Raw genomic sequence first — 14,701 nt, 5'->3', positions numbered from 1 at the left:
TAGTAAGTTTTCCCATAATGAGTAGCTCCGGATCCTGTTGTGGTCAACAATCTCCGATGCCTTGACAACGACGGCGGGAGTATTCACCGACTGGGTCGCTGCATTCACCTACTCGTGGACTGAGACGGCCTTTTAGCCCTGGCCACGCCCCATCAGAGTACCGTTATTTACATCATAATCGAAAAGAAAATGAAAGCACAACTCACGAACCCTGCACAAAACGCAACCAGCAGCCGGGAGCGTTTTCGCACCGGACTTATCCTCGGTGGAATTGTTGTAGCCATCATCGCATCCATCTTCTTTTCTCAGGAAGTTAGCGGCCAGGCTATCGTTCCTTCTGTAATGCCTCACACTTCGATGCTGGTAAAACAGGTGACTCATCAGTCAACAAACGTCTGCGTTGAAGTAGTTAGCAACGTAATTGAACACCTGTTTTGATTTCATCCGATCAATGCTCCGCTGCCTGCACTTTATATACTGAAAAGCGATATCTTGGCTTAAACCGCCAACTTCAGAGTAAATGAACAGGAACTTTATCGCTGCATTGTTGTCAATCGCTGCATTCTCACTATCCGCTCAGGGCTTGAGTAAAGAAGATCGTCAGCTTGTAAAACTAATTCAGGACTATCAGGCCGAGTCTATAAAGTTCCTTGAACAGACTGTCAACATTAACAGCGGAACATACAACGTCGAGGGCATACGCAAAGTGGGTGCGATCTATCAAAAGTTCCTTGATGATCTGGGATTCGTCACAAAGTGGGTAGACATGCCTTCTGACATGCAACGCGCCGGTCACCTCATTGGAGAGATCAAAGGAAAGAAGGGCAAGCGCATCCTCCTCATCGGTCACATGGACACTGTGTTTGAGCCTGAGAGTCCGTTTCAGAAGTGGGAACAGAAGGACTCAGTGGCAAGCGGACCTGGCGCAAACGATATGAAAGGCGGCAACATGGTGATGTTGTACGCCCTGAAAGCTCTTCATGATGCCGGACTGTTAAAAGATCGTCAGGTGATTGTCATTATGCATGGCGACGAAGAGGCAGCAGGTCGTCCTCTGAATATCAGCCGCCGCGATATTATAGATGCAGCAAAACGCAGCGACATCGCCCTTTGCTTTGAAACAGGTACCGGATTCAATTATGCTACGGTAGCACGTCGGGGGAGTAGCGGATGGAAGCTCGAAGTAAAAGGTCGCCAGGCGCATTCATCGGGAATCTTTACAGAAGGAACAGGTGCAGGAGCAATCTATGAAGCTTCACGCATACTGAATCGCTTCTATAGCGAGCTGCAGGAACAATACCTCACGTACAATCCTGGCATCTTCATGGGCGGAACGATCGTCAACGCAGACACTACTGGCACGGAAGGTGAAGTGTCAGGCAAAACGAATATCGTCGCCAATTCAGTAATCGTGAATGGTGATCTGCGATTTATCTCTGAAGAGCAGAAGGCAAGGGCCCGCGAAAAGATGAAAGCAATTGTAGCGGCAAGCCTTCCTCAAACAACATCTGAGATCAAGTTTGATGATGGATATCCATCAATGCCGCCTACAGACGGAAATATGCAATTGCTTAAGAAATTAAGTCAGGTGAGTTTAGACCTTGGCCAGGGTGAAGTGATGCCGTGGGATCCTGGTAAAAGAGGTGCGGGCGATATCTCATTCGTCGCGCACTATCTCGACTGCCTGGATGGATTGGGTGCCATGGGCGGCGGAGCTCATGCTCCAAACGAATTCATCAGTTTAAACTCACTGGATGAAATAGAGACGCGGGTTGCAATTCTCGTTCATCGGTTAACGTCCGAGAAGGTAAAGGTAGACTCTAAATCGAAGCAATAGCTTATTGCAAAGGCAGGAGCGGGCGTGAAGGCGTCAGTTGGTAAACGGAGTCTTTTGTCTCGAACTTAGTTGAGCGTACAGACGCGGGTCCCCAAAAGCGAAACTGCACTCCTACAACTCCTTTTGGTTCGTCAGGGAAGTCTACTTCATAAACAGTTTTGCCGTTCACAATGAATTTCACGTGCTTGTTCTCGGACTCAACGCGAAGCTTTACCCATTTGGTCAGATCAACGCCAAAGCCAGACAAGTCAGCGTGTTTGCTGTTAACTCCATAGCCATACGCATACAAAAAGAGATCGCCGACACATGCCCTCGCCGAAAGTGGAATAATCATTACGTCATCCTTGCTTTGGATGAGAACCTGAACAAACTGACATGGATTGCTTCCTTCATTGAAGGGATTCTTCAACTCCGTTTCAAAGACAAAGTTGTCATTCATTATAGAGCCCATGTCGCTCTCGTTAAACATCCTAATTAACGGCGGGGCAGGATGCACTTCAAGATTGTATTTCTTTAGAGTCTCCAGGCCTACCGTAATACTATCACCGTGCTCGACTTCATCTTTGCTAAAATAGAGAGGCTGCGGTTCCTGCTGAACCAGGCACAGCCAGCCATCAGTAGCGATCTGAAGGTCATGCGTCTTCACGATTTCACCATCCACAATTAATTTAGTTCGGAAATATCCCGGATAATAATAGATAGCCGAGTGCTCGTGCTTTTCGCGATCTACATAAGTCTTACGGCTCATGTCCCAGGTCTGAACAATGAACACAGAGTCACTGGGTACTTTGCTGGCATCATAATGGAAGACAACCGAGTTGGGCACACCGACGGTGTACATCTTGTCGGCACGAAATGAAAACTGACTACTATCAAGATGGGTCTTCTTACGTGAAGCGATAAGGAGATATACGGCCAGCAACAATGGCACAGCAGCAGCAAGCCACATCACGCGCCTGTAGGTATACAACCGCGTACGTGCAGACACTGTTGATGTAGTGGTTTCGCGCTGATCCTGTTGGACCGCGGCTGATGGGTCGTTATGCGTGGATGTTTCTCCTGATACAGTTGATGACGCGTTCGTTGATTGAGAAGATTCACCACCGGAAGCACGACTTCGTTCCTGGTCGCGAACGAATTCACGCCAGTCTTCGAATCCGACGTAGCGCGCAAGAGCATTAAGCGTTGTGTGCGTTGGAAAGCTGTCGTACTTGATCCGGCCAGAAACCCGTTTTAATGTTGTCAGGCTTAACCGAACGCCTGTCACTACCTGAATGTCCTCGATCAATCGGTCAAAGTCATAATTTGACCAGCCTTCCCGGGGGCCACGATTCAGCTTGTTCTCAATTAATGTGAGACAGTGAAGGAGATGAATTTCGTCATCTGGTTTCGTCATAACGCCTATGATATCTTCTTGAACGGTTTTGGCGCGGGTTTGAATCACCGAAAGTAAACTTTTTCGCTACGTTTTCACGTCTTTTGACTTAGCGAACAATCAAAATTGTACACCAATAAGGATGGCATTGGATTCTTACTCTCGTAAATATGATCCACAACCAAACGAACAATGAAAACCAACACACGAACCAGCAGACCATTTCGTTTCACAAACAAAATGAAATTCACCTTGCTCGCTTTACTGATTGCCGGCGCGGCTCTTGGACAGACCAAAGTTGACTTTAAGAATCTTTCACGGGTCACTGTAGAAAACAGGAAGGCCGAAGTTGTGGCCGAAAACGGACGCCAGGTGATTAAGCTAAGTGAGGCAGAAGGCGACGGGCTCGCCATATTCAATGACATTGAATTTAGTAGCGGCACTATCGAATTCGATGTGAAGGGACGAAATCAAATGCAGGCAAGCTTTGTGGGCGTTGCCTTTTTGGTACAGGACAGAAGTCACTTCGATGCCATATATTTCAGACCATTCAACTTTATGAATGCCGACACTGCAAGAAGACATCGGGCTGTGCAATATATTTCACATCCTGATTTTCCATGGGAGAAACTTCGCGAGCAACATCCGGGCAAGTATGAGCATAGGGTATCACCTGTCCCAGATCCTGATGGTTGGTTTCATGCAAAGGTCGTGGTGGATGGAAAGGACGTAAGTGTTTATGTTAACAACTCTACTTCGCCGTCCCTTCAGGTGACGCGACTCACCGACGCCACCACTGGTAAGGTTGCCTTGTGGACAGGAAACGGAAGCAACGGAAGCTTTGCTAATCTCGTCATCACGAAGAAAAAGTAGATAACGGACATTCGCCCGTGGACTTGTTGAAGGAAGTTGTCTCTAGGAGTGAACTTCTATGAGCGACTTCCCTGCTGATCGCAGCGATCCAAAGGGGCGAAGTGTGTAGCCCAGCCGTGACATCTCCGCTTCAAAGTCTTTTTGAAAAGCAGGATCTACAGTGATCAGCAAACCGCCGCTCGTCTGCGGATCGGACAGAACAGCCCGTTCGAACTCACCTATCCTGCTCACTTTATGGCCATAACTATCCCAGTTCCTCGTTGTACCACCAGGAACACTCTTTTGGTTTATATAGTCCTTCAGGAATGGGAATCGCGGGATGCTTTCAAATGAGATCTGAGCATAGAGTCCACTGCCTTCACACACTTCAGATAAATGCCCAAGCAAACCGAAACCGGTGACATCCGTGAGTGCATGGACATACGGCAAGTTCCCGAGTCTTGAACCAATAACGTTGAGTGTCAGCATTGTTTTCACAGCCAGATCGTAGTGCTTTTGTTGAACAATGCCCTTCTTTTGAGCAGTAGTTACGATGCCAATTCCCAGTGGCTTTGTCAGGTAGAGAAGATCGCCGGATTGCGCAGTTTTATTTTGCTTAAGATTTTCTTTGTTGAGCTTTCCGGTAACAGCTAATCCAAAGACTGGCTCTGGGCAATCAATGCTATGTCCGCCGGCCAACGGTATGCCTGCCTGCTCACACACCTTGCGGCTTCCTTCAAGCACTTCGCGTGCTACTTCAGCCGGAATCTTGCTAATAGGCCAGCCTAAAATTGCGATCGCCATCAGTGGTTGTCCGCCCATAGCATACACATCGCTAATGGCGTTAACCGAAGCGATGGCACCAAATGTTTGTGCATCATCCACTATAGGCATAAAGAAGTCCGTAGTGCTGATAATGCAGGTTCCGTCACCTAGATCAAACACTGCTGCATCATCCTTCGATTCGTTGCCCACCAGCAGATTCGGAAACAGAGGCTTCGGTATGTCGCTGTGAAGCATTTTTTCGAGCACTGACGGAGCGATCTTGCAACCACATCCTGCACCGTGACTATATTGTGTCAGTCGTATGGGCTCCGTGTTCTGAACATCAAGCGTCATATGATCAGTTTTGATTTATTTGTTGTTATTCATTTGTGTAGGATCGCCTGCGAGTGAATAAGCTCACGCGCTATTGCGTCCAGGTCATTTCCATTCCAGGTGAACCTGCTGGCCAGCCGCGAACTTTTCTTTTCAAGACCCATGAGATACGCCTTGTCGTAATATGTGAGAAGTATGTCTATAGTAGCTGCCATGTCTCCTGATAAAAGCTTCTCCTTCGCAGCATTAAAATGCTGACCACCTAATTTCTTCGTGATCCGCGACATGGCCGCAAGAAATGCATCACGATCGGCCGGCCCGTATTCGCTAACAAGCCTTTTGATCCGTGCCTCTTTGCTCAACATCACTTCAATAACCGGATGCACATTCATTTGTTGCCAGAATGCATCTGGAAGAAATATTCTTCCAACTCCATGCGACTCATCTTCAACCCATATCCGTTTCGACCGATCGAATCCTGCCAGCACCTCAAATAAGTTGTTCTCGAACTGCTCAGTAGTTGGTTGTGCCGGCATCATCAACCCGCCGAACACTGAACCTTTGTGGTGAGCCAGATGCTCAAGATCTATCACCTGCTCGCCGTAATCAGCGAGCTTTCGAAGAATGTCGCTCTTCCCGCTTCCGGTACAGCCGCCGACAACGATCATGTTCATCGGCTCCTTAAACGACTCGTGTACCTTGTTCCGGTAAGACTTATATCCGCCCGCAAGCTGATGAGTCTTTTGTCTCGCCATCTCAACAAAGCCGCAGAAGTTTGACGAGCGCATCCCACCGCGCCAGCAATGGACGATGATTTCGTTACCCAATGCTGCAGACTCGTCTATAATGCCCGCCAACCTTGGCCCTACCAGTCTGAATCCGGTCCTAATGGCTTCGGCCTGGCCTTTCTGTTTGTAATCGATACCCACCTGATGCCGTTCAGCATCATTCAACACTGGAATGTTGTGCACCTTCGGAATGTGGCCCTGAAGATATTCACCCTCGGAACGAACGTCGACAACAGGCAGCTGGCGACGAAGATTCAGGAAGTCACTTATATCGAGACGCACGCTGCAAGTTAGAAAAAAGTTAAGGTATGTATTTGCCAATCATCCCTTCTGCCCAACGTCTTACGTTATAAGGGGGAAAAGTATGGAGCACACAAAAAGACGTCAAAAACCAGCCGGACGCTGCTGCTGCCAGATTTGGAATCTGATGAGGCACAATGTCGCCGTCTATGTTTACGTCGACTGTTGTTGTCATGAAAGGCAATGTTGAAACTACCAGCAGTACCAATCCAAGCAGCAGGCCGGAAAGTGCAAGCCAAATGCGTTTACTCCACCATGCATTAATTCGCTCGCTGAGTCGGATAGGGAGTCCGATAAAGACGCAAATGCCTATTGTGACAACGGTGATCAAACCACCAATGATTGGTTGAATTACAGTAGTCCCGATAAGGCCATCTATCCCTCCCTGATAGTCCATCAGCACGAAAATCATATATATGATCATAAGTGTAATAAAGGCAAGGGCCCCCTGTGTGAGGAGTATTGCGAGGTGTATGAGGGTACGCATGAAGTGGTATAACGGTTGGACTATCCTAAAGATAAATCCATGCCAATGTTCACAAGTTACTCGAATTTCATTCTCTGAATGCGCACAGCATTGACGATTGCCAGCAGTGCAACTCCTACATCGGCAAATACGGCTTCCCACATCGAGGCAACGCCCCAGGCACCCGCCGCCATAACAAGCACTTTCACCCCGAAGGCAAGGCCAATGTTCTGCCAGACGATCCTATTCGTTGCTTTTCCAATGCGTATAGCCATGGCGATCTTCGACGGCTGATCGGTTTGAATCACAACATCGGCAGTCTCAATGGCGGCTTCACTTCCGAGACCGCCCATTGCCATACCCACATCGCTTAACGCGAGTACGGGGGCATCGTTTATTCCATCTCCTACAAACGCCAGCGCCTTAGGTGCTCCTTTCATCAGACTCTCAATCTCTTTCACTTTCCCCTCCGGCAGCAAGTCGCCGTGGGCCTTAGATATCCCTAACTGCGTCGCCACTTTATCAACGACAGCTTGTTTGTCACCGCTTAGCATTACCGTAGTGATGCCCATATCATGAAGCTGCGATATTGCATTAGCGGCATCCGGTTTGATTTCATCCGCGATTAAGAGGTGCCCGGCATACTGACCATCAACCGACACTATGACTATTGTGTCAGTTGCTTCCGAAACCTGCTGGCCTATGGGTACCTTGAATTCCTTCATCAGCGTTGAATTTCCTACCAGGACCCGCTTGCCGTCGACTATCGCACTGAGACCGCGGCCACGCACTTCTGTAAAATCTTTCAGATCTGACGCTTGCTGATACGATTCGTTTTCCTTGGCATAGCTCACCACTGCATTCGCAACCGGATGGGTGGAATGCGATTCGATGGATGCGGCGAGCTGAAGCCACGTTCTGTCGTTGCCCGCACTGACTACCTGCTGCACTTTGAACACGCCTTTGGTTAATGTGCCGGTTTTATCCATTACAACGGTGCCGATACGCGTAAGTCTGTCCAGGTAACTTGATCCTTTGATCAGAATGCCGTTGCGTGAACCCGCCCCGATGCCGCCAAAATATCCTAATGGAATTGCCACGACCAGCGCACAGGGACATGAGATCACCAGAAAAATAAGCGCCCTGTAAAGCCAATCCTGAAACACATACTCCTGTACAAAAAAGTATGGCAGCAACGTGAGGGCTGCTGCACAAGCCACAACTATCGGCGTATAGACACGCGCAAACTTTCTGATAAACAACTCGGTCTTAGCCTTACGCCCCTGGGCATTTTGTACCAGCGTCAGTATCCGGGCCAAAGAACTTTCGTTGAACTTCCTGGTTACACGAAGGTCAACCAATCTGTCTTCGTTGATCATGCCCGCCAGGACGTTTCCGTTCTGTTCAATAAAACTCGGCTTGCTCTCTCCCGTGAGTGCTGAAGTATTAAAAGAACTTCCCTCACTCAGCATCACGCCATCAAGTGGAACACGATCTCCGGGTTTGATTCGAATAGCTTCCCCTACCTCAACGGTCAGCGGGTCCACTGAAATATATTCACCTCCGCGCAGCACAACTGCAACGTCCGGCCTAACATCCAGCAACGCCTTGATGCTTCTCTTAGCCTTGCTTACCGCTGCATCCTGGAACAGTTCTCCGATGGCGTAGAACACCATGACTGCAACACCCTCGGGATATTCACCCAGGTAGAATGCTCCGATTGTCGCGAGGCTCATTAACAGAAACTCCGTAAACAATTCGCCCCGGAACGCAAGCTTAATACCGCGTATCAATATTGGAAGGCCAACCGGCAAATAGGCAATCCCAAACCAAATAAAACGGATGTTGCCATAAAACCACGACGGTTTAATAAGATGATCAAGTGCGAGCCCGGCCGCCAGCATAACGAAACTAATGGAGGCGGACACCCATGGTGACGTTAATAGTGCCAGACCACCAGCCCCCGCGTTGCCTCCATGGCCGTGGTCGTGATCATCGTGATTGTGGCCATCGCCGTTATCATGTTCTTGCTCGTCGTGGCTAGTGTTACCCGCTCCAGGATTTGAAGACTTGTTCTTGCTATGCGCGTGATCATCGCAGCAGCCATCGGTGTCATGCTGATGTGCATGATTGGAAGCGCCGTCATTGAGGAAGTCAGTTCCGGTTTTCTTTCCTCTTACATCTGTGGAATTTACTCTCTCGTCACGTCTTTCCATCGGTCACCATATTTAATGCACGACAACAGCTTCTGTCGTTGATATGGTTCAAATGTAGAGGGGTGGAAGGTGCAAGTAAATTGCATTTGTCAGGGCTTGCACTTGGCGCAAACTCCTTTCACGACAACGTTGGCTTCCTCGGCTAAATAGTTGACTGGCAGTGCAATCGGTGGCACCTTCACTTTGGGCAGGCACTGCGTTTCGTTGCACACGCGGCAATGGAAATGAACATGTGCATCTTTCGGATAATCACATTCGCAGTTATCTCCGCACATCGCATATTTCACTGCGCCGGAACCGTCATCAATGCTATGAATGATCTTGTGTTCCTCGAAAGTCTTCAGCGTCCTGAACAGCGTAACCCGATCCGTCGATTCCAATCCGTTTTCGAGGTCTTTGAGGCTGATAGCATGATCATTTTGCTGAAAGAAATCCAGTACCAACAACCGCATGGCTGTGGGCTTGATCTTGCGACGTTCGAGTTGGTGCTCCAATTGGTCGTTCATATGCTGATTTCCCTGCAATAAATATACAAAAACCCGGCCGACTGCCGGGACGGAACATTCCCTAAAATGGGTATCTTGGTTCATAAACTCTAAGTTGGAATGTTCCGCCTGTTTGCCTTTTCTTCCTTAATTCTCCTTGTCGCATCGTGCAGCAAATCAGAAAAGCCAGCCGAGACACAGGCAGGCGCGCTGCCACGGATAGCGATTGCAGGACTTGCAATTGAATCATCTACATTTTCACCAGCAACAACAAGTGAGGCCGCATTTCACGTTCGAACGGGAGACACGATACTAACTTCGTACACCTTTCTTGCTGTCGACTCACCAGACTACAAACGAGCGCAATGGTTTCCTGCACTCATAGGACGCTCTATACCGGGAGGAATTGTCACTCATGAGGCCTATGAATCCATGGTGAACAAGATGTTGTCGCAACTGAAAAACAATCTACCGTACGACGGACTCTTCTTTGATATTCATGGTGCGATGAGCGTGCAGGGTCTCGATGATCCGGAAGGAGATATGATCAAACGCATTCGCGAAGTGATTGGATATACAACGCTTATTTCCACTTCCATGGACCTGCATGGAAATGTATCGCGGACGTTAGCGCAGCAAACGGATCTTATCACATGTTATCGTATGGCTCCTCACGAAGATGCCATGCAGTCCCGCAAGAGAACGGTTGAGAATTTATTGATGCGTCTCGAGCGTGGCAAAGGAAAGCCGGCATTTAAGGCATATGTTAAGGTGCCTATACTTCTTCCGGGTGAAAAAACGAGCACACGCGTTGATCCGGGAAAGACTCTCTATGCGCGTGTGACACCTGCCGCTGCAAAACAGGGGATCACGGATGCAGCCATATGGATTGGATATGCGTGGGCAGATGAACCGCGTAACCATGCCGTTGTGATGGTAACCGGCGACGACGAACTGGCGACACGATCAACTGCAGAAGACCTGGCCAGCAACTTCTGGGCTGTACGCAAGCAATTCAAATTCATTGCGCCTACGGCTCCATTGAAGGAGGCACTCGACACTGCAATCGCCAGCGACAAGCATCCTTTCATGATAAGCGATATGGGTGACAACCCTACGGCTGGTGGCGCCGGCGATGTTACCTGGACCCTTCAGGAGCTTCTCAAGAGGAAAGAATTCCAGAAAGAGGATGGCCCCAGCGTGATCTATGCTTCTATACCCGGGCCTGAGTTGGTTGAAAAAGCAGTTGCCGCAGGCATAGGTAACAAGGTGGATGGAACGGCTGGCGCTGCCGTGGACAACCGCTATGCACCGCCGGTGCGGCTTAAAGGAATTGTGAAGTTTATTCGTCAGGGCGACCCTGATGCTGAAACGGAGGTCGTCGTTCAGGTAGGCAGCATCAACGTAATTGTCACGAAAAAAAGAAAGCCATACCATCATGAAGCAGATTTCACCCAGCTGGGATTGAACCCGCGGAACACTCACATAGTTGTAGTTAAACTCGGCTATCTGGTTCCGGAACTTTATGACATGCGTGCCGACTGGATCATGGCACTTACTCCAGGAGGCGTAGATCAGGATTTAGAACGGCTTACATTTAAAAGAATCGAACGTCCAATGTTTCCATTCGATCACGACATGGCGGATCCGGACCTGCGTGCAGAGATGATTCCTCTTTCAGGAGAGGGCGAAAAAGAATGACATAATATGGTCCACCATTTAACTACCTCGGTGATTACCACAGGGCGCACGATAACGTCCGCTATTTACTTCTTCAACTGCGACAATTCTTTCTCAAATGCCTCTGAATCCGGTGCTGCCCGCATCAGCTGCATGCGTAGCTTTTCATCTTTGATCCATCGGTACACCCACGATACACCGAAACGCTGCTCGTAATAATCCTGCTGTTTGTAGACAGGATCTTTCATCGCTTCATCGAGGGTAATGAACGAATAACCTCGTTTCATAAGCGCTGTTAGCAGCTCGTCAAGATAATCGGCATTCAGCAGATTGTCGTGCATGAGATAGATCTGTGAAACATTGCGTCCAAGCTTCTGATCGGTGATGCTCTCGATGTAGTCAAAGTTCTTTAAAGTGAAATCGATGAATGTTTTGCCTATGCGCTCCGCATCTTTGCCACGGCCATGCGATTTATAATATTCATACAACTGTGTCACTAGCCAATCGTCGCTGTGAACAGTGTAAGGCGTGATGATATAGCTTCTTGACTTGAGGAAGTCCGCGGCCTGCTTATGTTGCGCGGCATCCTTTCCCAGATCGTTATAAGGAAACCGGTAGTAATTCTCTCCTTTTCCATATCGCTTAGCCAGTGGGGAAGTGATCGCTTCGCCCTGAAGAACATCGATCTGAAATGAGTCGATACCCTCTTTTGAGTACATCCGGTGCTGATAGCCATGATTGCCGATAATTACATTCGGACTGGCGAGCCATTCGTCAAAAAGGTTAAGTGCCTTGTCTGCCTCCTCCACATCGAAGATCCGTACCTCGTTGATGAAAATGGCAACAGGAAGTTTCATCGAGTCGATCATGTGCAGAAGACGGCTACGGAATCCCTCGCTCTTGTAAAGCATCGAATTAGGTACGTCATCTATGGTTATGGATACCTTCTTCTGCGCAAAGGAGCCGGCTGAAAATCCAATAACGATGGCAAAAATCAGGCAAACTCTCATGACATTAAGACAAACTTTCATGACCTTGTTAAATGGCAAAAAGCCCCGGTTAAGGGGCTTTAAGTGGTGATTGGTTTGGTTATGACCTTTCGATCGGATGTGAATATAATAAATTATTCGCTTCTCAAAGAATTCACAGGATTCTGAGACGCGGCCTTTACTGATTCAAAACTTACCGTAAGCAAGGCGACGGCAAGTGCGCCAAGGCCTGCATAAACGAAAATCATGAAGTTGATGCCTACGGCGTAAGCGAAGCCTTCCAGCCATCGATTCATGGCGTACCACGCCAACGGTACGGATATAGCAAAAGCGATGATCACCAGTTTGATAAATTCCTTCGACATTAACGCTACAATAGAATTTACATTCGCACCCAACACCTTGCGTACACCGATCTCTTTAAACCTCCTCTCGGCCATGTAAGTAGAGAGGCCGTAGAGACCGAGGCAGGAAATCAGCATGGCAAGAACTGTGAAGTAGGTGATGATGCGGGATATCCTTCTGTCTTCATCATACTGCTTTTGAAGTGTATCATCCAGCAAAGAATAGTCGAAAGGAGAATCGGGAACGATACGGTTCCAGACGCTTTCCATTTTCGCCACCTTCTCCGGCATATGCTGCGTATCAATCGATCCGATAAGGAACTCAAAGTGCTTATTGTCACTGTTCATTTCAAAGCTCATGGCATCGATCTCCTCCTTAAGTGACCTCTGGTGATAGTCCTCCATCACACCAATCACTTCGAAGTGATATGTGGTGTCCTGCCAGTCGAAATGCAGACGCTTTCCAATCATACTCTCGGGCGTCTCACCAAACGACTTCACTGCTTTCTGATTCAGGATAAGCTTATTGCTTTCCATTTTATAGTTGTCAGTAAACCCGCGACCCGCGATGAGTTTCACACCCATGAGGTCCATGTAATTATGGTCAACCGAATTCCGTTTCATGTTCAGGGCTGAGTTCATGTCTTTGCCATCTGTATAAAAGGACATGTCATGAAATATCCGTGAGCCAGGCAGATAGTCAGTTGCAGAAACGTTCTTAAGGATGCCTTCCTTTTCCAGCTCCGTTTGCAAAGAAGCATACTGCTGCTTGGCTGCATCACTGCGCAAGGGAAGATAAACTTTGGCACTTGGATCAAAGCCGAGGTTCTTGTTTCTCATGAACGTGAGTTGTTGCGAGATAACGATCATCCCGCATATGAGTGTGATCGCGATCATAAACTGGACAACGACCAAACTCTTTCTCAACAAGCCTGAAGCATTGCTCATACTGAACTTTCCTTTCAGCACTTCAGCAGGATTGAATGACGACAGGTAAAAGGCAGGATAGCTTCCTGCGAGCAGACCTGTAACGATGGTAAATAATACGAGCGCTCCTGCGAAATAAAGGATGTTGTCGGTGCCGAAAGTGATCTCCTTCATGGTAAGCTCATTAAACATCGGCAACGCCACCTGGACCAGAATGACGCTGATCAGCATCGAGACAGTGACTATCAATAGTGCTTCTCCCATAATTTGACTTACCAAAGCGCTTCTGAATGCACCCATCACTTTCCTCACGCCAATTTCACTGGCTCGCTTGGTAGCCCGTGCCGTTGAAAGGTTCATGAAATTGATACAAGCGATAACCAGTACAAAAACCGCTATCGAGGATATAACATATAAATAAGTAATGCGCGGATTCGGTGAATTGAATGTTCGCAGGTGCATGTCTTTCACTGGATAGATGTCCAGCGTCTTCTTCATTCCAAGCGCCTCCATCGACTTAGCCCCATGCCGTTGAAGAACTTCATTGATCTTCCTCTTGACAGCCGCGCGATCTGCACCTGGAACCAGTTTGAGGTATCCGGGAATAAAGTTGTTTCCCGCCCATTGTTGATTGGCCTCGGGCGAACGTAGATACGCTCCCATGCCCTCACTCATCATAGAGGTCAGGAAGTTAACATGAAGATGTGTCTTCAGATTATCTTTGATTACTCCCGTGATTTTGTAATTAACACCTGTTCCCCCCTGGTTAATGTTAATCATCTTATCAAGCGCTGATCCACTACCAAACAGCTTGCCGGCAAGCTTGTCTGTAATGACAACGGTATTGGGATCCGTCAATGCCTTATGAGGCGTTCCTTCGATAAATTCATAGGTCAACACATCGAAGATCGTGGAGTCAGCAATCAGCCCATCGGTTTCATAAAACACTTTGTCTTCATACTTAATAAGGCTTTGGGTAACTCCTGGTATGGCCAGTATCCTCGCGGCATTCTCTACTTCAGGTACCTCCTCACGAATAGTCATTGTAACCGGCGGCGACACCGCAGCAAAGGCGTCGAGTCCGCGTCCTGAAGTAAAGTGCGTTGTAAGGATATACAAGTCATCCAATCGTTCCTGATGGCGATCGTAACTCAACTCATCCTGTATATACAGAGCCAGCAATAAACAGCTCGTTACCCCCAGCGACAATCCAAATACATTTATCGCGGTATACACCTTTGTACGAAAAATGTTGCGGAAGGCCACTTTCAGATAGTTTGTAAACATTATTTCCTGGATTTAAGAATTGGTGTGTGGCCAATACAATGCCACAGAGGTCAGATA

General features: G+C 48.2%; 12 protein-coding genes. 4 read left to right on the top strand and 8 right to left on the bottom strand.

Annotated elements, in window-relative coordinates; genetic code table 11:
- Nucleotides 1–189 precede the first annotated feature (189 nt).
- Together WBG78_RS03000 and WBG78_RS02995 are read left to right on the top strand one after the other, a co-directional pair.
- Nucleotides 190–438, top strand: coding sequence for a hypothetical protein (locus WBG78_RS03000; protein WP_337324881.1), 249 nt, complete (start codon nt 190–192; stop codon nt 436–438).
- A gap of 82 nt (nt 439–520) precedes the next feature.
- Nucleotides 521–1,837: a M20/M25/M40 family metallo-hydrolase gene (locus tag WBG78_RS02995; protein WP_337324880.1), complete on the top strand. Its 1,317-nt coding sequence runs from the start codon at nt 521–523 to the stop codon at nt 1,835–1,837.
- A 1-nt stretch (nt 1,838) separates the two neighbouring features.
- On the opposite strand, the gene WBG78_RS02990 is transcribed toward WBG78_RS02995, so the two are convergent.
- Nucleotides 1,839–3,233: a hypothetical protein gene (locus WBG78_RS02990; protein WP_337324879.1), complete on the bottom strand. Its 1,395-nt coding sequence runs from the start codon at nt 3,231–3,233 to the stop codon at nt 1,839–1,841.
- Between the two features lie 171 nt (nt 3,234–3,404).
- On the opposite strand from WBG78_RS02990, the gene WBG78_RS02985 reads away from it, so the two are divergent.
- Nucleotides 3,405–4,085, top strand: coding sequence for a hypothetical protein (locus WBG78_RS02985; RefSeq protein ID WP_337324878.1), 681 nt, complete (start codon nt 3,405–3,407; stop codon nt 4,083–4,085).
- A 42-nt stretch (nt 4,086–4,127) separates the two neighbouring features.
- Here WBG78_RS02985 and selD read toward each other — a convergent pair whose 3' ends face one another.
- The 5 genes from selD to WBG78_RS02960 all read right to left on the bottom strand — a co-directional run bounded on the left by selD (nt 4,128) and on the right by WBG78_RS02960 (nt 9,522).
- Complete coding sequence (selD, locus tag WBG78_RS02980) at nt 4,128–5,183, bottom strand: selenide, water dikinase SelD (protein WP_337324877.1); 1,056 nt, start codon at nt 5,181–5,183, stop codon at nt 4,128–4,130.
- 29 nt (nt 5,184–5,212) lie between these two features.
- Nucleotides 5,213–6,232 (bottom strand): tRNA 2-selenouridine(34) synthase MnmH, encoded by a 1,020-nt coding sequence (gene mnmH / locus WBG78_RS02975; protein WP_337324876.1) that lies wholly within the window; start codon nt 6,230–6,232, stop codon nt 5,213–5,215.
- 19 nt (nt 6,233–6,251) lie between these two features.
- Nucleotides 6,252–6,737 (bottom strand): hypothetical protein, encoded by a 486-nt coding sequence (locus WBG78_RS02970; RefSeq protein ID WP_337324875.1) that lies wholly within the window; start codon nt 6,735–6,737, stop codon nt 6,252–6,254.
- A 56-nt stretch (nt 6,738–6,793) separates the two neighbouring features.
- Nucleotides 6,794–8,932 (bottom strand): heavy metal translocating P-type ATPase, encoded by a 2,139-nt coding sequence (locus WBG78_RS02965; protein WP_337324874.1) that lies wholly within the window; start codon nt 8,930–8,932, stop codon nt 6,794–6,796.
- An 89-nt stretch (nt 8,933–9,021) separates the two neighbouring features.
- A complete protein-coding gene (locus WBG78_RS02960; protein ID WP_337324873.1) occupies nt 9,022–9,522 on the bottom strand; it encodes a Fur family transcriptional regulator in 501 nt (166 codons plus the stop codon).
- Between the two features lie 15 nt (nt 9,523–9,537).
- Between WBG78_RS02960 and WBG78_RS02955 the strand changes: the two genes are divergently transcribed.
- Entirely contained in the window at nt 9,538–11,118 is a 1,581-nt protein-coding gene (locus tag WBG78_RS02955) for a M81 family metallopeptidase (protein WP_337324872.1), read from the top strand.
- A gap of 65 nt (nt 11,119–11,183) precedes the next feature.
- On the opposite strand, the gene WBG78_RS02950 is transcribed toward WBG78_RS02955, so the two are convergent.
- Both WBG78_RS02950 and WBG78_RS02945 read right to left on the bottom strand, forming a co-directional pair.
- Nucleotides 11,184–12,128 (bottom strand): polysaccharide deacetylase family protein, encoded by a 945-nt coding sequence (locus WBG78_RS02950; RefSeq protein ID WP_337324871.1) that lies wholly within the window; start codon nt 12,126–12,128, stop codon nt 11,184–11,186.
- 92 nt (nt 12,129–12,220) lie between these two features.
- Nucleotides 12,221–14,644 (bottom strand): ABC transporter permease, encoded by a 2,424-nt coding sequence (locus WBG78_RS02945; RefSeq protein WP_337324870.1) that lies wholly within the window; start codon nt 14,642–14,644, stop codon nt 12,221–12,223.
- Nucleotides 14,645–14,701 lie beyond the last annotated feature (57 nt).

Origin of the sequence: Chryseolinea sp. T2 (genome assembly GCF_037203685.1) — a bacterium.
GTDB lineage: Bacteria > Bacteroidota > Bacteroidia > Cytophagales > Cyclobacteriaceae > Chryseolinea.
The sequence above is the reverse complement of the archived record's forward strand: the minus strand, read 5'-3'. Positions and strand labels throughout refer to the sequence as shown.